The organism is Streptomyces sp. NPDC001890 (assembly GCF_042891445.1).
In the GTDB taxonomy this organism is placed as follows: Bacteria; Actinomycetota; Actinomycetes; order Streptomycetales; family Streptomycetaceae; genus Streptomyces.
Genome location: NZ_JBIATE010000002.1, coordinates 65,507 through 83,038, shown reverse-complemented (window position 1 = coordinate 83,038; position 17,532 = coordinate 65,507). Strand labels below are relative to the sequence as shown.

Here is a 17,532-nt window from a genome sequence, read left to right as displayed (position 1 = left end):
GCGTGGTCCGTGGCATTGGCCGAGTTCCGTGAGCGTTCAACTCGCTTACGGATGGCTGCACTTCGGTCGCTGACGCTTTGGGGCGTCACCCATGGGGACCATAGGGCGCAGGAATGCCCCGTAGCAAGGTTGCCACTATCACTTCACGCGATCGGGTGGACCGGGGCAGCCGCACCGCGCAAGACTGCGCAGGGACGAAGGATGGTGACATGCCACCGAGGGACAACCCGACCGCACGCCAGGCGCGCCTGGGCTGCGAACTGAGAAAGCTGCGCGAGCAGGCCGGCAGAACTGCTCGCGAGGCTGCCGGACTCATCTCGACCGATCAGGCGAAGATCAGCCACATGGAAGCGGGCCGCATCGGCATCAGCGAGGCACGGATCCGCCGCCTGGCCAGCTTCTACGCGTGTGACGACGCCACATTGATCGAAGCGCTGTGCGGCATATCGCGGGAGTACCGGGGCCAGTTCTGGTGGGACGAGTACCGCGGTGTGCTGGCGCCGGGCTTCTTGAACATCGCGGAGCTGGAACACCACGCCACCTACATGCGCTGCCTCCAGTCCGTGACGTTGCCCGGACTGATCCAGACGCCGCAGTACGCGCGAGCACTGTTCGAGGGGGTGCTGCCCAAGCTGCCCGAGGACGAGGTGGAGGCGAGGGTCGAACACCGCATGCGCAGGCAGACCGTGCTCGACCGCGAGAAGCCGCCGAAGTTCGACGTCATCGTCCACGAAGCAGGGCTCCGCATGCGGGTCGGCGGACGCGAGGTCGCACGTGGCCAGCTGGCACGCCTCCTGGAGGCGGCCGACCGGCCGGAGGTGACCGTACGCGTGATCCCGTTCGCCAGCGAGAAGTTCGTCGAGGTGACGCAGACCGTGCTGTACGCGGGTGGTGTGACGCCGCAGCTGGACACCGTCCACATCGACACCCCGTTCAGAGGGGCCTACCTGGACGCAGCGGCCGATCTGAACCGGTACCGCATGCAGCTCGACTTCGCCCGGCGGGTCGGTCTCGGGCCCGAGGAGTCGCGGAGCTTCATTCACCACCTCGCGCGAGACCTGTGATAATCCGCGGCATGAGCACAGACATCGAGTGGCAGAAGTCGTCGTTCTCCGGCGGTGGCGAACAGTGCGTCGAGGTGGCGTGGCAGGGCGAGGAGATCCTGGTGCGCGAGAGCGACGACCCGCGCACGGTGACCAGGACGAGCCGCGCCAAGTTCGCCGCCTTCATCCAGGGCGTCAAAGCAGGCGAGTTCGACCACTTCGTCCAGTAACGCCCTCCCCCCCCTGCCCCAGGAGAGCCCCCGCCAGTCCGAGGCGGGGGCTCTCCTGTCATCAACTATGCCCCGGGGCATAGTTGCGCCAACCATCTCGTAGCGGGCGCTCCATCGCGGCGAACCCTGCGGGTTCACGCTCATGCTGCACGGCAGCCGGCACATCGAATGGCACGTCCGCCCGCTGACGTACGTATCGCTCGCCCCCCACGCCCACCCCCACCCCGCTCCCCATCGCACAGAACTACGTATGAGTTAGGCTCGCCTGGGCGCAGCGAGGGCATCGATCGGGCTCAGGTATCGGCCCGCTGGGCCGGAATGTGAGGCCGCCCGTGCGGGACTACTTGCTCATGCTGTTCATCACGGCGGCCGTGACACATCTCCTGACCGGCCCCGTAAGGAAGTTCGCGATCTCCGTCGGCGCGATGCCCGAGATCCGGGCCCGCGACGTCCATCGCGAACCGACTCCACGCCTGGGCGGCGTGGCCATGTTCGGCGGACTGGTGGCGGGGCTGCTGGTCGCATCGCACCTGCCGCATCTGGCGGACATCTTCACCCAGAGCTCCACGCCCCGGGCGCTGCTGACCGGCGCCGCGCTCATCTGGCTCCTGGGCGTCCTGGACGACAAGTGGGGCGTCGATTCGCTGGTCAAGCTAGGCGGCCAGATCCTCGCCGCCGGAGTGATGGCGTTCCAGGGGCTGACGATCCTCTGGCTCCCGGTGCCGGGCACGGACGGCATCTACCTCTCCGACTGGCAGGGCACACTGCTGACCGTGGGGCTGATCGTCGTCTCGATCAACGCGGTCAACTTCGTCGACGGGCTCGACGGGCTGGCCGCCGGCACGGTGGGCATCGCGGCGACGGCGTTCTTCCTGTACGCGTACCGGCTCTGGTACGGCTACGGGATCGAGGCCGCCGCGTCCACCACGCTGATCTCCGCGATCCTGGCGGGCATGTGCCTCGGGTTCCTGGTCCACAACTCCCACCCGGCCCGGATCTTCATGGGTGACTCGGGCTCGATGCTGCTCGGGCTGCTCATCGCCGGGTGCGCGGTCTCGGTGACGGGCGAGGTCGATCCGAGCCTGCTCAACCAGTCGGTGGACGGCAGGTCGGGTTCGGCCGCGATGGTGCCGGTCTACATTCCGCTGATGCTGCCGCTGTCCGTCATCGCCCTGCCCGTCGCGGACCTCGTGCTCGCCGTCATAAGGCGTACGTGGAACGGGATGTCCCCGTTCGCCGCCGACAAGGGCCACCTCCACCACCGCCTGCTCCAGCTCGGCCACTCGCACCGCCGGGCCGTGCTGCTCATGTACTTCTGGTCGGCGCTGTTCTCGTTCGGGATCGTGGCCTACTCGGCGCGGGGTGCCAAGTCCTGGATGCTGTTCGGGGTCGCGTTCGTCTGCGCGGTGGGGCTGCTCCTGCTGCTCCAGCCCCGTTACGAGTCCGGCTTCACCCGCCGCCTGCTGCCGCGCAGGTCCGGGGGCCGCGTGGTCGCGACCGGAGGACGGCGCACCGAGACCGATGCCGACGCCGATGCTCATGCCGGCGAGGAGCGCCGGGTGCCGTCCAGGTGACCGTGGCACTCCGACTGCCGCCGGACATCGCAAGGGCGCGGACCGGACCGGGGATCCCGGCCGGTCCGCGCCCCGCGTAAACGGCACACGGCTCAGCTGCCGCGGTACGTCGTGCAGTTCCACGGCGTACAGATCATCGGCACGTGGAAGTGCTGCGTCGCGTCGAACACCGTGAAGCGCACGGGCACTTGATCGACGAACGGCGGGTCCGACAGCTTCTCCTCGAGCCCGTCGTAGTACTCGTCGACGTGGAACAGCAGCTCGTACCGCCCGGCCTTCGCCTCCTCCGGCTTCAGGATCGGCTCGTCGGTCCGGCCCTCCTGATTGGTCCGTACGGTCTTGATGAGCCGGTACTTGCCGTTCTCGAATATCGAGAACTCGATACGCATTCCGGCGCCTGGTTTCCCATGGGCGATATCCAGAACGTGCGTCGATATTCCAGCCATTACTTCACCTCCAGGGGGCGGACTAGCTGCCTCGGTAGTAGGAGTAGTTCCAGGGGGTGAACAGGATCGCCGTGTGATAGTGCTGCGTGGCGTCCGTCACCAGGAACCGGACGGGGACCTCTTCGAGGAATGACGGCTGCGGAAGCCCGGCGGCGGTTCGCGAGAAGTACTCCGCCAGGTGCAGCGTGATCTCGTAGCGGCCCGTCTTCAGCTCGTCGCGGATCAGGAGCGGTTCCTTCGTCCGCCCGCCGGCCAGCGTCTCGAACTTCTCGATCAGCTGGTAGCGGCCGTTCCTGAAGACCGAGAGGTCGAACCGCAGCCCGGCCTCGGTCGCCCCGCGGTAGGTGTCGATCGCGTGGATGGTCAGGCTCGGCTCGACCGCCGGATCCGCCGGCTTGCCCTTCGCGCTGCCGGTGGCCGCCGCGCTCGCCGCAGGTGCCGGGTTCGCGGCACTGCTCGTACCGGCGAAGCCCATCGGCGCGATGGCCGCGGGACCAAGGACGAGGCCCGCCCTCAGGAGCTTCCGGCGGCTGGGGGCATCGCCTTTCTGTGCCTGCTTGTCCTCGTGGGTCATGACGGCACCCCGTCACTGACGACGGCCCGGAGGCGCCGGCCGGTGATCGCGGTGATCTGGCTGACCGCCTCGGACAGCTCCGCCTCGGTCCCGTTGCCGGTGCGGCGCCGGAACTCGTCGAAGATCTCCTGCTTGGTGTAGTCGCCCACGCAGATGATGAACGGGAAGCCGTGGCGTTCCCGGTACTCGGCGTTCAGCCGGGTGATCAGGTCCAGCTCGGCCGGGGCCAGGGCATCCAGACCGGCGCCCTTCTGCTCGGTGGTGGAGTCCGAGGTCATGGTCCCGGACTGCGCCTCCTTGCCGGCCAGCTCGGGGTGTGCGCACAGGAAGTCGATCCGCTCCGCCCGTGGGCGGCTGCGGACGACGTCGATCATCGCCGTGTGCAGGGCCTCGACGCTGTCGAACGGACGGGCGTCGACGGCCCCGGCCGCGACCCACTCGGAGTGCTCGAAGACGGCGCCGAGCCGGCTGACGAACTCTTCCGGGGACAGTGCGTTGACGGTCCGGAGGTCCAGGCTCGACGCATTCACCGCGGTACTCGATGCGCTGGTCATGCGAGGGGTGCCTCGACTTCCTGCTTGGCCGGTTCCGGGGCGGTGTCCTTCTGGAACCGGGGAATGCACACGAGGATGAGGACGGTCGCGAGGATCTCGAAGGCCGCGACGACGAACAGGCCGGGGGAGTACGAACCGGTGGAGGTCTGGACCGCACCCAGCATGTAGGGGGTGCCGAACCCGGCGAGGTTGGCCATGGAGTTGATGAGCGCGATGCCACCGGCTGCGGCTGCCCCGGTGAGGAACTGGTTGGGCATCTGCCAGAAGACCGGGATGGCGCTCATGGTGCCGACGATCGCCAGGACCAGCGCGATCAGGGTGACGATGGGGCTGATGTCGAGCGTGACGGCGATGACCGCGAACGACACCGAGCCGAGTGCGGCGGCGAGCCCGCTGTGCCAGCGGGATTCGAGGTGCTTGTCCGAGTGGAAGCCGTTCCAGATCATCGCGGCGGCGCCGAGGAGGTAGGCGAGCGCCATGATCCAGCCGATGGCGACCGGGCTGTCGAAGCCGACTTCCTTGATGATCGTCGGCCCGAAGAAGGTCTGCGCCGAGTTCGCGACGACGATACAGAAGTAGATCGCGATGAACTGCCAGATCCGGGCCTGCTTGAGCGTCGCGATCATGCTGTGCTCGCGGTGGCCCAGCGCGGCGTCCTCGCGGGCGATGTCCGCCAGCACGATCTCCTTCTGGCGCTCGGTCAGCCACTTGGCCTCCGCCGGCTTGTCGCACAGGTAGAAGTAGGTCACGAGGCCGGCGACCACGGAGGGAATGCCCTCGATCACGAAGACCCACTGCCAGCCCGCCATGCCGCTGACGCCCTCGAACGACGTCATGATCCAGCCGGCCAGCGGTCCGCCGAGCACACCGGCGAAGGCCGAGGCAGACATGAACATGCCGAAGGCCTTGCTCCGTCGGCTGTGCGGGAACCAGTAGGTCAGGAACAGGATGATGCCGGGGTAGAAGCCCGCCTCGAACACACCGAGCAGGAAGCGGAGAAAGTAGAACATCGCCGGCGTCGTGACGAACATCATCGCGACGCTGGTCAGGCCCCAGCCGACCATGATGCGCATGATCGTCTTCTTGGCGCCGATCTTCTGCAGAAGCAGGTTGCTCGGGACCTCGAAGAAGAAGTAACCCAGGAAGAAGATTCCGGCGCCGAGGCCGTACACGGCCTCGCTCCACTCCAGGTCTTCGAGCATCGTCAGCTTGACGAAGCCGATGTTCACCCGGTCGAGCCAGGCCAGGACCCACAGGCCGAAAAGGAACGGGATGAGCTTCAGTGTGATCTTGCGGTACGCGCCTTCGAGTTCGGCCTTGGACGCGTCGGATTCACCGACGGGTATGGCATCGGAACTACTCATGGAAGATCCCTCCGATTCGGCAGGCATTCTTGACCCAGGGGTGTTTATCGGAATTCAGGCAGGCTGATATCGACGTACGAAGGCGCGTCGGCGTCGGCCGTCGACGCGCCGAAAGGCAGTCAATGGGCGGGAAAGTCGATGACTACGACAGGCCGAGGGCCTGCGGATTCGGGCGGATCCACAACGCTGTCGGCCGCACACCGGGGCGTGCGCGACCCAGTCGCCCTGGAGCGATCGGGCGCCCCGAGCCAGGGGCACTCGCGGACGGGACGGGCACCGGCTGCCGGACCGCCTGGTGGGCGTTCCGGATCCGGACGGGTTCGTCACGTGCCGCCAAAAGCCCGACAGCCTGCGCTCGTGGCGCGTCGTTCCCTGCGGTGAGGCGACTCGATGCCATGACTCAACCAACCCGACGTGATTTTTTGGAATACAACTTCCGCGATGCGAGACGGTATACCGGGGTGGCGATGCGGTCAACGATTCGTGGCAGGGGAACCCATCACGTCCGCGCACCGCGCGCCGACGCCGACATCCCGCCCCACCGATCTGGCCAACTTGCGGATATTTAACCGCTCTTGGGATGGTACGGCGCGGGTCGCCACCCCGGCAGCCGTCCTCGGTGCGGGCGTGCGGGACGGGACCCGATACGCCTCTTCACCTGGGAAATGCCGAGCGGATCAGGTGGATGCCGAGTGGTATACAAACTCGACGAGGGTTCTGACCTGCCGATCGGCGACCTGGCCGGGGAACCGGACACCACCGCCGCGCCCCGGCGGCCCACCCACCTAAGTAGCCGATCCCCGCGCCGGGTTCATCCTTTGGTCGCGTACCCGCAGACTTTCGGGGGACGCCCTCCCCGGCACCCGCTCGACAGACTGACGGCACCACGCGAACCGCCGACCATCCGGGGAGTCAGAGTGCACCGCGACGAACGCAGCAGGGGAATCAGCCGGGCGAAGTTCCTGACCGGGGCGGGAGCGATCGGGGCCGCGGCGGTCACCGGCCCGCTCCTCGCCGGCGCCCCCGCCTCGGCGGCCACGACCGACCGACGGGACCGGCGCCGAGACGGCAACGGGAACAGGAACGGCAAGGGCCTGACGCATCGAGGAATCTGCTACACGGTCGGCGCGGGCGAGACCCCCGGCACCGCGTGGAGCGCCGCCCGTATGCGCGAGGACCTCCGCGCCATCAAGTACGACCTGCACGCCACATCGATCGAGGTGACGGGCGACGGCGTCGACCGCCTCGACGCCACCGCGGCCGAGGCAGCCGAGCTCGGCCTGCACATCTGGCTCCAGCCGACCTTGGGCGACCGCCCCGCGTCGGAGATCCTCGACCACCTCGCGGAGACCGGCCGGCACCTGGAGCGGCTGCGCCGCCAGGGCGCTCGGGCCGACCTGAGCGTGGGGTGCGAGTTCTGGCTGTTCGTGCCGGGCATCGTGCCCGGCGACGACGCACAGGAACGGATCCGCAATCTGATGGCCGGGAACTTCGACCCGGAGCAGATGATGCGCCGCCTGTCCGAATTCACGGCACGGGCCGCCGGGGTCGGACGGTCGGTATTCGGCGGCAAGCTCTCGTACGCGGCCGCGCAGGGCGACGAGGTCGACTGGAGCCTCTTCGACATCGTGGGCATCGACTACTACTCGTACTTCCCCGACCGCGCGGACTACGTGCGCGAGCTGAGCTCGTACCTGCGCTGGGGCAAGCCGGTGGCGATCACGGAGTTCGGCACGTGCACGTACGCGGGGGCGCCCGAGCAGGGCGGCATGGGATGGGACACCATCGACTACACCAAGCAACCGCCCGAGATCAAAGGCGACTTGGTACGAAGTGAGCGAACCCAGGCCGCCTATCTCACCGAACTCCTCGGCGTCTTCGAGGAAATGGGCCTGTACGCCGCGATGGCCTTCGAGTTCATCACCGCCGACGCCCCGCATTCCCCCGTCCCGCGCTACGACCTGGACATGGCGAGCTACGCGGTCGTGAAGCCGGTCAAGGACCGGTTCGACGACCCGGAGTCCGACTGGCACTGGGAACCGAAGCAGGCCTTCCACGCACTGGCGCGGTGCTACGGGAGGGCGGGCCGCCGCTGACGGGCGCCGACGGAAACGACACCCTGTCGAAGGGTCACGTCCGGGAAGAGGAAGCGCTCTTCCCGGACCAGAAATCCGACTTGCCGTCAGGAGTGGGTGTCATTTTTCCGGCATAGTTCGGGCCAACCGTCTCCGTCTTCGGGGGAGACACCTTGGAAGGGTTCACGCAAGGCGTGGCCACTTCAAAAAATGCTTGCCCGTTACTGCGGAGACCGCCCGGCTCCTTTGTACGTCGCATCCCCCTTCAATCGACTCATCGTGTGTCCAGCGCCCCGGCGGACTTGACCGTCCGTACCTGCGCGTACGCCACCACAGCCTCTCCAAGCACGAGGCGTGCGCTCCGTCGTCGGCTCCCCTCAGCTTCTGCTCGGCGAGCCCGTGGGAATCGGCTCGTTCGACGACCAGAAGGGGTCTTTCACATTGGGACGCGGAATGGGGTAGTCGTAGTCAGGCCCGTTCGGGGAGGCGGATGGGGCCGCTACTTCCGACTTCTCGACGCAGGGGGAATCAGCCAAAAAGGTGAACTGGCCCTCTCCTCCCACGCTCACTGAGATCCCGAAACCATCAGTCGCCGCTGCGAAGATCGCAGGAAATTTGTGACTGTTGTTGACAGACTTAATTGTGTAGCCGCGCTTCTCCCAAGAGCGTTGCACCATGCCGAGCAGATTTCCGCGCCGCTCCTCGGACACGATCGTCATCACCACGCGACGCCTGGTCACTTCGCAATTTCCCGTCGTGGTCGCACCATGCGTCCAGCGGAGGTCGGGCGCGATCGCTTTCATCGTCGCGTCCAACATGCCGTCCTGGCGCTCCGCAGCTTCCTGCATGGTCATGCTCGTAGCCTTCTTCTGTTCTCCCACCGTCTCTCCAGACTTGTTCCCACTCATGCTGCACGCCGAAGCTGAAAGGCACGCAGCAACAACGATAATCGGAGCCAAGCGAACCTTTGTCACCGTGGCCGCTCCCGGCTGATTTCGTCGGAATTGCCAGACACGATCAATGAAATGTTTCTTTCCGACTCGGACGGTCGCCTGGCACCCGCATCGTCGTTGACGTCGAAGTAGTCGGAGTGAGCAGGAGTGGCACCCTCACCGCCAACGAATGGCACCGGGCCGTCATCCACAGCGAAGCGTGTTGCACCGAAGTTACGGTGAGACGGGTCAGTCCCGAACCACAGCTGATCACCGGAAGGATCCGCAAGACTGGCAGGAATGATCCCACTCACCAAAGCCGCAGCAGCCTGCGCTGTCGACGGCAACTTGGTCACTAGGTCGTTGTCGGCCGCACCGACGAAAACGTGGTTCTTTCCCACGTTCAAGTCCTGAGCGTGATCGGCGCCCGTGCCGGGGCTGCCTACCAAGACGATGTCGTCGACGCCAGGGATCCCACCGTCGCGTTGCGCAGCCTGACCGACGGTGAATGATCCGTATGAATGACCAACCGCTGTGACATGCGGATCGGAATTGTCATTCGTTGCGGAGATCCCTGCCATGAACTCGTTATAGGACGTGGCTCCAGCACTCGCCTTCGCTGAATCCATGACATCCAAATTTCGAATATTTTGCGGCAAGTTGCTATCAAACCCGGTCTGCGGGGCGTCGTAACCAAGCCAGGCGATTGAAGCGCTCGATCTATCAAATGACTGAGCGTCGATAGCAATATCACTGGCTCGTTTGAGGTCACCCCCTGCGAAACCGGCATCAAGCGAAGTATTAAGACCAGGAACGTAAGCAGAGACATTCTTTGCCGTGTCAGGGTTCCCGTAGGCGACAATGGCCCGACCATTCCCTTCGGCACCGATCCCCAGAAGGTACATGGGAGGCATTTTCGGATCCTGGTGCATCAGCTTGCGCTGAATCTCCTTCAAGCCCTCCGCCTTGTCCTGGGACTTCGCATCATTCTGGCCGTCCAGCTGGGCTATGAGTAGATGAATGTTTTCGCGATTTGCCTGATCCCGTGCCAGCGCAGGGATACCGTCCAGGTTACCGATCACACCAGGAAAAGCGGCGAGGTACTCCTCACGCTGCTCTCTGGTGAGGTGGTCCCACCATTCCTTTCGGTCCGCAGGCGACTTGTCAAAGGGAATCTCCTTCCCCAGGTACTCCCTCGCAGCACCACTCACACTGTCGACGTCGGACGCGACGTCCGCCCACGTTCCAGTGTCGACGGTGAGGCCGGGTGCGGCCTTGAGCTTGTGGAGCGCGGTGCTGTACCGCTCGTCGATCTCGCGTGCTTCCCGCATGGCATGGGCGAGGCGGTCGGCGACGTCCTGGGCCTTGGCGCGGTGCGGATTGAGACTCTTCAGCGCGGGAGTACCCGGGGCCAGTGCGGGGTCCAACATGCCATTGGCATCGCGGTACAGCCCCGGGTTCCCGGCACCGATGAGGCCGTTGTTGCCCACTACGGAGCCGCCGGGGATCGCATCGCCGGTCAGCTCGTTCCTACCGCCTGCCGGGTAGTCGATGCTGCCGTTGTCGTTGACGGTGTATCCGAGAGAAGCGGCGTCGTCGAGGGCGTCACGTAACCGGCGCTGTGGGGCGCCGAGTTCGCTCGCGAGCGCGTCGAGGGCGCCTCGGACGAGGCCGGTCTCGGTGTGGATGTAGTGGTAGTTCTCGCTCAGCCGCTTCAGTCGCTTGACGGCTGCCCGGGCGGACTCGCTGTCCTGGGTCTTGGCGAGCTTCCCGCTCATGTCGCCGTCGACACGCTCGCGGGCAGCGTCGGCGAACGTGGAAGCGGTGCGCCAGCCGTCGGCCGCATCGGTCAGTTCCGACAGTTCGAGGTCGCGGAGCCGCTGCCACGTCAGCCCGGTTGTTGTGGCCATGGTTTACTCGCCCCTCCTCGTGCCCGGCACCGTGACCGCCTTCGCGCTGTCCCCCACCCCGGCATCCACTTCGGCGAACTCCACCGCCACCTGCCGCAGTTTCGGCTCCAGCGAACCGCACTCCGCACGGACCCGGCCGAGGCGTTCGTCCCACGAGGTGAGGACGGACTTGAGTGCTCCGAGGCTGGACAGCCCGGCCAGGCCGCCTACCGTGCCGTCGTGGGCTCTGCGCAGGTCAACCTTGGCGGTGGTCGTGCTGGTCTGGAGACCGTCCGCCGTGCCGGCCGCCTTCGTCCACGGGCCGCCCTTGTGCTTGAGCGTGCCGGTACCGCCCCCGGCACCGGCCGACTTGGCGTAGCCGCCTTCTGCCTGGAGGCCGTTGATCTGCGTGTGAGTGGCGTGCCGCTCCGCCACCTGCGCCTTGAGCTGTTCCCACTCGTCCCACGCCATGCGCGTGCCCTCCCCGTGCCCCGGTCGTGTCTGCCGTGCTGCTGAGTGCCGGCGCAGACGTTACACGCGGGGCGCACCTCACCGTGTCCGCGCGATCACTCAAACGGGCCCAGGTGTCTGAGTATCTGTACCTACGCGCACCGTCATCGACGGTCCCCGCGCCGGTACCGAGCACGACGGAGGGGCAGCGACCGGCGGACGGTCGCTGCCCCTCCGTGGGCATACGTACATCAGCAGAACAGGCTTGGGACTGCTCAGGCCTTCGGGGCCACCTTGGACAGGCCGTTGATGATGCGGTCCATCGCGTCGCCGCCCGTGGGGTCGGTGAGGTTGGCGAGCATCTTCAGCGTGAACTTCATCAGCAGCGGGTGCGTCAGGCCGCGCTGGGTGGCGACCTTCATGACCTTCGGGTTGCCGATCAGCTTCACGAAGGCGCGGCCCATCGTGTAGTAGCCGCCGTAGGTCTCCTTGAGCACCTTCGGGTAGTTGTTCAGGGCCAGTTCGCGCTGGGCGGGGGTCGCGCGGGCGTGGGCCTGGACGATGACGTCCGCGGCGATCTGGCCCGACTCCATGGCGTACGCGATGCCTTCGCCGTTGAACGGGTTGACCATGCCGCCCGCGTCACCGACGAGCAGCAGGCCCTTGGTGTAGTGCGGCTGGCGGTTGAAGGCCATCGGGAGGGCGGCGCCGCGGATCGGCATCGTCATGTTCTCGGGGGTGTAGCCCCAGTCCTCCGGCATCGAGGCGCACCACGCCTTGAGGACCTCGCGCCAGTCCAGCTCCTTGAACGCGGAGGAGGAGTTGAGGATGCCGAGACCGACGTTGGACGTGCCGTCGCCCATGCCGAAGATCCAGCCGTAGCCGGGCAGCAGGCGGTCCTGGGGGCCGCGCCGGTCCCACAGCTCCAGCCAGGACTCCAGGTAGTCGTCGTCGTGGCGGGGCGAGGTGAAGTACGTACGGACGGCCACGCCCATCGGGCGGTCCTCGCGGCGGTGCAGGCCCATGGCGAGCGACAGCCGGGTGGAGTTGCCGTCGGCGGCGACGACGAGCGGGGCGTGGAAGGTGACCGGGGTCTTCTCCTCGCCGAGCTTCGCGTTGACGCCGGTGATGCGGCCGGTGCGGTCGTCGATGATCGGGGCGCCGACATTGCAGCGCTCGTACAGCCGCGCGCCCGCCTTCTGCGCCTGGCGGGCCAGCTGCTCGTCGAAGTCGTCGCGCTTGCGGACCAGTCCGTAGTCCGGGTACGAGGCGAGGTCGGGCCAGTCCAGCTGGAGGCGGACGCCGCCGCCGATGATGCGCAGGCCCTTGTTGCGCAGCCAGCCGGCCTCTTCGGAGATGTCGATGCCCATGGAGACGAGCTGCTTGGTGGCGCGCGGGGTGAGGCCGTCGCCGCAGACCTTCTCGCGGGGAAACGCCGTCTTCTCCAGGAGCAGGACGTCCAGTCCGGCCTTGGCCAGGTAGTACGCCGTCGTGGAACCGGCCGGGCCTGCCCCGACGACGATCACATCCGCGCTGTGTTCGGAGAGGGGCTGCTCGGTCACGGTCGGATCTCCCGAAGACTCGAAATCACGTGCCGCGCGGCACCTGTCCCATGCAGTCTAGGGGGGTCCGCTGATCAACCTTCCGAAGGGCTCCCAGATGTCGACCCTGCTTCCCGGTGCTCCCTCCGTACAGCTGCGCGTCCCGACCGACGAGGACGCGCTCTCCTGGCATCGCGCGTTCGACGATCCGGAGGTGATGGAGTTCTTCGGCGGTACGTCGGAGGAGCTCTCGATGTACGAGGAGTGGACCGCCCGGCAGCGCCGGCTCGACGCCGAAGTCGGCTACTGCCTGTGGACGGTGCTGGGCGAGGACGGCGAGGTGGCCGGCTTCACGGGCGCCCAGCCGTGGCCGCGCACCGATTACGGGCCGGTCGGCGAGATCGAGATCGGCTGGCGGCTGGCCCGAAGCGCCTGGGGCCGGGGTTACGCCAGCGCCGCCGCGCGCCTCACGCTGGAGCGGCTGCGCGCGGCCGGGGTGGAGCGGGTGGTGGCGACGATCGACGCGGAGAACGAACGGTCCGTAGCGGTGGCCCGGCGGCTGGGGATGGAGCGGGCGGAGAGCTTCGCGGCGCCGGGGACGGGCCGGGAAGTGGTCTGCTTCCGGCTGGCCCTGTGACCCCGGCGCCGTGAACTGGGGCGTCAGTCGATGTCGTTGAGCATCCAGGTGGACAGGGCGGTGTCGAAGATCCGCCGGGCGCCGGGCCATTCGGTGTCGCGTTCGGTGGTGTAGATGGCGTACTCGGTGCCGTCCTCCGCGATGTAGCTCTGGTCGATCGCGTGGATCGTCTCGCCGCTCTCCCGGTCCTCGTAGGTGTACTCCCAGATCGCACCGGGCCGTCCCTGGAAGGTGTTCGCCGTCAGCCCGATGCGGCGGTAGTTCTTCTGGTTGGCGTCGGCGGTCCGCTCCAGCGTCGTGAAGTTGTCGTACGAGGTGTACGGGGCGTCGTGGATGACGCCGACCTTGAGCTCGGCCCGTCCGGTGGAACCCGCGTAGGTGATCTGGTTGTTCTTCTCGCTCCGCCGGTCCCAGACCGTGGGGACGGCGAAGGAGAACCCGGCGGTGTCGGAGACGAGCCGGAAGCCCTCGGGGATCGTGGGGGCGGTGGGGGTCGCGTCGGGCGTCGCGGAGACGGCGGAGGCGGTGGGGGTCGGGTCGGCGGAGGGGGTCTGCTGCTGCGACGGCTCGGCCGAGGGCGACTGACTGCTCCGGGTCCGGTCGGTGGGCCTGCCGTCCTCGACGGTTCCGGCCCCGCCCCCGCCCCCGCCGTCCGTCAGGGCCAGCACTCCCGCCGTCGCGCCGCCGCCGACGAGCAGCGCCGCGACGAGGGTGCCGGTCCAGATGAGGGCGGCGCGCTTGCGGGAGTCGGGCGGGGATGCGGGTGACACCACGGGCGTGGGGGTGGTGGGCGCGGTCGGCGCGGCGGGCGCGGCGGAGAGCGCGACGGTCTGCGGGTCGTACGGGGTCGGAGCCGGAGTCGAAGCCGCGACCGGGTCCGCCGGGGCGGAAGGGTCGTACGGAGCCGAAGTCGGAGTCGGGGTCGGGGTCGGCATCGCCGGGACCACCGTGGTCGGGGTGTCCGGAGCCACGCCGGACAGCGGCGGCGTCGGCATCGATACCGGAGCCGCCCCCGGAGCCGCCCCCGGAGCCGCCCCCGGCATCGGCATCGGTGCCTGCGGCGCGACCGGCGCGACCGGCGTGGACCGCCCGGTCAGCCGCAGCAGATGCGGCGCCACGAGCACCGCGCCGCCCACCCACAGCAGCCCGAACAGCAGCGCCTCCGACACACTCGTCGCCAGCTCCGCCGTGCCCTGGCCACCCATGTCCTGGAAGCCGCCCGCGAACTCCGCGGACACCCCGCCGATGCCGCTCAGTACCAGGTACAACGCCAGGAACAGCGCGCCCGCGATGGCCTGTTCACGCCGGTCCGCCGAGCGGCGCGCGGCCCAGATACCGATGGTCAGCGCGGAGACGACGCCGGTGGCCACCGCGCCGGTCACCGCCCAGCCGTTCACTGCCTCGCCCAGTTCGGGCAGCCCGACGCTGCCGTGCTCCATGCCCGTGCCCAGGAAGCTCATCTGCCCGCGGATGTCGTACTCGAAGGAGGCTCCCCAGCTCAGCCCGAGCACCGCCAGGCCGATGTTCGGCAGCAGCGGCAGCGCGATCAGCATGGCCGTGCCGTCCACGTCGTCGACGTTGGCGTACGCGATGTACCCGATCAGGCCGCAGAGCAGGAGTACGGCGCCCAGTGCCCGTACCGCCGTCCCCGTCGCCCGGACCACGGTGAGCGCCACCGGGCGCACGGCCAGCCACTGTGCGGCGGCGTCGCGCTGCAGTACGCCGCCCGTGACGAGCAGCGAGATGACCAGCGCCCCGAGCGTGGCCAGGAGCGGCGCGGACGAGATCGACACACCCGCGACATCGGGCTGGGCGAACAGCCCGAGGACCAGGACGGCGGCGGAGGCCACCAGGCCGATCCGTACCGCCGCCTCAAGACCGCCGCCCTGCGCACGGGCCCTGCGGGCGCCCAGGATCAGCGCGCCCACCCACAGCACGGTGACGGTCAGCGGGACCACGGAGAGCGAGGCGCCGCCCTGCGACATGCCGTGTTCGAGGTCGTACCACCCGGCCTCGAAGTCGCTGCCGCTGCCGTCGCCGACCGGGCCGGTGGGCCGGATTTCGAAGCCGCCGCCGAACGCCTGGAGCAGCATCGCCAGCGCGATCCGCAGCCGGTCGCCCCAGCCGACGACGATGTCGTCGCCCTGCCCGTACGAGGGGATGGCGAGCGCCACCGCGAGGGCCAGGATCAGTCCGGTGGGCCAGGCGGCCGCCTTCGCCGAACCCGCCCAGTCGCCCCGGAAGGTCCGGCCGAAGAACGCGCCGAGGGGCGAGGGGACCGCCGGCCCCGGCAGCGGCGGAGCGGCCTGCAGCGGCGCGTGACCGGGCGGCGGGGGCTGGTGGGGCGGGGGCTGGTGGGGCGGCGGTCCGAACGGTTCGGGCCGGGGCGGTGTGTCCGGCATCGCGGGCGGGGCGGCCGGTGCCGTATCGGCAACCGTCGGGCGCTCGCGCCCGCACTTCATACAGAAGCGCGCCCCGTCCGGGGCCTGTGTTCCACAGAAGGGGCAGTACAACGGCATGCGGACTCCGGCAACGGGAACGGGGAGGGGGACGACGGTGTCGGGGAAGACATGTGTGTTTCAACGGACACATCTTCCCCATCGCCCGGTTCCCGTCGGCCGAAGTCGCCGAACCGTTGTCTCAGGGGCGCACGCCCCGGTGCAGCGCCACCACACCGCCGGTGAGGTCGCGCCAGGCGACCTTCGACCAGCCGGCCCGCTGGAGCGCGGCCGCGAGTCCGGGCTGGTCGGGCCAGGCGCGGATGGACTCGGCGAGGTAGACGTACGCGTCGGGGTTGGACGACACCGCGCGCGCGACCGGCGGCAGCGCCCGCATCAGGTACTCGGTGTAGACCGTGCGGAACGGCGCCCAGGTCGGCTGCGAGAACTCACAGATCACCACCCGGCCGCCCGGCTTGGTCACCCGGTACAGCTCGCGCAGCGCCGCGTCCGTGTCCTGGACGTTGCGCAGCCCGAAGGAGATCGTCACCGCGTCGAAGGTCTCGTCGCGGAACGGCAGCCGGGTGGCGTCGCCCGCGGTGAAGGGCAGCCAGGAATTGCGCTTCTTGCCCTCCTGGAGCATGCCGAGGGAGAAGTCGCACGGCACGACGTACGCGCCGGTCGCGGCGAACGGCAGCGAGGACGTCGCCGTGCCCGCGGCCAGGTCGAGGATCTTCTCCGCGGGCCGGGCGTGCACCGCCTTCGCGACCTCCTTGCGCCACAGCCGGGACTGGCCGAGCGACAGCACATCGTTGGTGAGGTCGTAGTTGGCCGCCACGCCGTCGAACATCGAGGCGACTTCGTGCGGCTGCTTGTCCAGGGATGCTCGGGTCACCCGTCCATTCAAGCAGCCCGGTCCGCGCCGCTCCGCGCCGGTCGTGAGTCGTTGCCCGAGTGGACTGAACCAATCGGTGCGATCGGTGGTCAGTACAAGTGGGGGCAGCGAGCCACCGGGGATCCAGGGGGGAGCCCAGATGTCCGCACGAGGTGCAGAGTCCGAGGGCCGCCGAAGACGTCTGTCCGCAGCCGTGGTCGTTCCGGCGGCGCTGATCTGCGCCGCCGCCGTGCTGGGGCCGCGGTGGAGCACCGGCGCCGAGGAGCAGCCGACCGGGGCGTCCGGGCCGTCCGCGTCCGGGAGTTCGCCGGGCACCGGGAAGTTCACCGCCGCCCGCGCCCAGAGCGGGGGCGGCGACGGGGACGGAGGTCTGGCGTACCGGGTCGAGGTGGAGGACGGTTCGGGCGTCGATCCGGACCGGGCCGCCGCCGGGATCGCCCGCGTCCTGGCCGCACCACGGGGCTGGTCGCACCACGGCGAGCGCACCTTCCGCCGGGTCTCCGAAGGACCGGCCGGACTCGTCGTCCGGATCGCCACCCCCACGACCACCGACGCCATCTGCCGCAAGGGCGGCCTCGACACCCACGGCGAGGTCAACTGCCGGGTCGGCGCCGACGTCATGGTCAACCTCAAGCGCTGGCAGCGAGGATCGCCCGAGTTCCACGGCCCGCTCGCCGAGTACCGGGCCCTGATCATCAACCACGAGGTCGGCCACTGGCTGGGCCACGGCCACGAGACCTGTCCGGGCAAGGGCCGCCCCGCCCCCGCGATGATGCAGCAGATCTACGGGCTGAAGGGGTGCGTCGCCAACGCCTGGCCGTACGACGCGAAGGGCCGCTATCTGGGCGGCCCGCAGGTACCGTGAGCCGGCGCGTCGTACGTACGCGTCG

16 protein-coding genes and 1 pseudogene are annotated in these 17,532 nt (G+C 68.5%); 6 read left to right on the top strand and 11 right to left on the bottom strand.

Annotated elements, in window-relative coordinates; genetic code table 11:
- Window positions 1-209: 209 nt before the first annotated feature.
- The 3 genes from ACFYY1_RS06440 (at window position 210) to ACFYY1_RS06430 (ending at window position 2,847) form a co-directional block, all read left to right on the top strand.
- The gene (locus ACFYY1_RS06440) at window positions 210-1,064 is read left to right on the top strand and encodes a helix-turn-helix domain-containing protein (RefSeq protein WP_388581718.1); all 855 of its coding nucleotides are present in this window, start codon (window positions 210-212) and stop codon (window positions 1,062-1,064) included.
- An 11-nt stretch (window positions 1,065-1,075) separates the two neighbouring features.
- Entirely contained in the window at window positions 1,076-1,273 is a 198-nt protein-coding gene (locus tag ACFYY1_RS06435; protein WP_388581715.1) for a DUF397 domain-containing protein, read from the top strand.
- Between the two features lie 332 nt (window positions 1,274-1,605).
- A complete protein-coding gene (locus ACFYY1_RS06430; RefSeq protein ID WP_388581712.1) occupies window positions 1,606-2,847 on the top strand; it encodes an MraY family glycosyltransferase in 1,242 nt (413 codons plus the stop codon).
- Between the two features lie 92 nt (window positions 2,848-2,939).
- On the opposite strand, the gene uraH is transcribed toward ACFYY1_RS06430, so the two are convergent.
- From uraH to ACFYY1_RS06410, 4 genes are read right to left on the bottom strand one after another with little or no spacing between them, the layout of a single operon-like run.
- On the bottom strand, window positions 2,940-3,293 hold the full coding sequence (gene uraH, locus ACFYY1_RS06425) for a hydroxyisourate hydrolase (protein WP_388581709.1): 354 nt from the start codon (window positions 3,291-3,293) through the stop codon (window positions 2,940-2,942).
- Between the two features lie 22 nt (window positions 3,294-3,315).
- Window positions 3,316-3,867 (bottom strand): hydroxyisourate hydrolase, encoded by a 552-nt coding sequence (locus ACFYY1_RS06420; RefSeq protein ID WP_388581706.1) that lies wholly within the window; start codon window positions 3,865-3,867, stop codon window positions 3,316-3,318.
- Window positions 3,864-4,421 (bottom strand): 2-oxo-4-hydroxy-4-carboxy-5-ureidoimidazoline decarboxylase, encoded by a 558-nt coding sequence (gene uraD, locus ACFYY1_RS06415; RefSeq protein ID WP_388581703.1) that lies wholly within the window; start codon window positions 4,419-4,421, stop codon window positions 3,864-3,866. Before uraD ends, ACFYY1_RS06420 begins: the two co-directional genes overlap by 4 nt.
- The gene (locus ACFYY1_RS06410) at window positions 4,418-5,785 is read right to left on the bottom strand and encodes an MFS transporter (RefSeq protein ID WP_388581700.1); all 1,368 of its coding nucleotides are present in this window, start codon (window positions 5,783-5,785) and stop codon (window positions 4,418-4,420) included. Before ACFYY1_RS06410 ends, uraD begins: the two co-directional genes overlap by 4 nt.
- 917 nt (window positions 5,786-6,702) lie before the next feature.
- Here ACFYY1_RS06410 and ACFYY1_RS06405 point away from each other — a divergent pair.
- Window positions 6,703-7,881 (top strand): abortive phage infection protein, encoded by a 1,179-nt coding sequence (locus ACFYY1_RS06405; RefSeq protein WP_388581697.1) that lies wholly within the window; start codon window positions 6,703-6,705, stop codon window positions 7,879-7,881.
- Between the two features lie 356 nt (window positions 7,882-8,237).
- On the opposite strand, the gene ACFYY1_RS06400 is transcribed toward ACFYY1_RS06405, so the two are convergent.
- From ACFYY1_RS06400 to ACFYY1_RS06385, 4 genes are all read right to left on the bottom strand, one after another.
- On the bottom strand, window positions 8,238-8,714 hold the full coding sequence (locus ACFYY1_RS06400; RefSeq protein ID WP_388581695.1) for a hypothetical protein: 477 nt from the start codon (window positions 8,712-8,714) through the stop codon (window positions 8,238-8,240).
- Window positions 8,715-8,830: 116 nt separating this feature from the next.
- Window positions 8,831-10,702 carry an alpha/beta hydrolase gene (locus ACFYY1_RS06395; protein ID WP_388581692.1) on the bottom strand — a complete coding sequence of 624 codons (1,872 nt, stop codon included), beginning with the start codon at window positions 10,700-10,702 and terminating at the stop codon, window positions 8,831-8,833.
- Between the two features lie 3 nt (window positions 10,703-10,705).
- Window positions 10,706-11,152 carry an amino acid ABC transporter permease gene (locus ACFYY1_RS06390; protein WP_388581690.1) on the bottom strand — a complete coding sequence of 149 codons (447 nt, stop codon included), beginning with the start codon at window positions 11,150-11,152 and terminating at the stop codon, window positions 10,706-10,708.
- Window positions 11,153-11,406: 254 nt separating this feature from the next.
- Window positions 11,407-12,693: a geranylgeranyl reductase family protein gene (locus ACFYY1_RS06385; RefSeq protein ID WP_388581687.1), complete on the bottom strand. Its 1,287-nt coding sequence runs from the start codon at window positions 12,691-12,693 to the stop codon at window positions 11,407-11,409.
- A gap of 97 nt (window positions 12,694-12,790) precedes the next feature.
- Between ACFYY1_RS06385 and ACFYY1_RS06380 the strand changes: the two genes are divergently transcribed.
- Window positions 12,791-13,309: a GNAT family N-acetyltransferase gene (locus ACFYY1_RS06380; RefSeq protein ID WP_388581684.1), complete on the top strand. Its 519-nt coding sequence runs from the start codon at window positions 12,791-12,793 to the stop codon at window positions 13,307-13,309.
- Between the two features lie 23 nt (window positions 13,310-13,332).
- Here the strand turns inward: ACFYY1_RS06380 and ACFYY1_RS06375 are convergent, their stop codons facing one another.
- From ACFYY1_RS06375 to ACFYY1_RS06365, 3 genes and pseudogenes are all read right to left on the bottom strand, one after another.
- Window positions 13,333-15,711, bottom strand: coding sequence for a hypothetical protein (locus ACFYY1_RS06375; RefSeq protein ID WP_388583508.1), 2,379 nt, complete (start codon window positions 15,709-15,711; stop codon window positions 13,333-13,335).
- Between the two features lie 48 nt (window positions 15,712-15,759).
- Window positions 15,760-15,828, bottom strand: a pseudogene (locus tag ACFYY1_RS06370) (zinc-ribbon domain-containing protein); the annotation flags it as partial.
- Window positions 15,829-15,949: 121 nt separating this feature from the next.
- Window positions 15,950-16,642 carry a demethylmenaquinone methyltransferase gene (locus ACFYY1_RS06365; protein WP_388581681.1) on the bottom strand — a complete coding sequence of 231 codons (693 nt, stop codon included), beginning with the start codon at window positions 16,640-16,642 and terminating at the stop codon, window positions 15,950-15,952.
- A gap of 139 nt (window positions 16,643-16,781) precedes the next feature.
- Here ACFYY1_RS06365 and ACFYY1_RS06360 point away from each other — a divergent pair, with 139 nt between their 5' ends.
- Entirely contained in the window at window positions 16,782-17,507 is a 726-nt protein-coding gene (locus ACFYY1_RS06360; RefSeq protein WP_388581678.1) for a DUF3152 domain-containing protein, read from the top strand.
- Window positions 17,508-17,532: the final 25 nt, after the last annotated feature.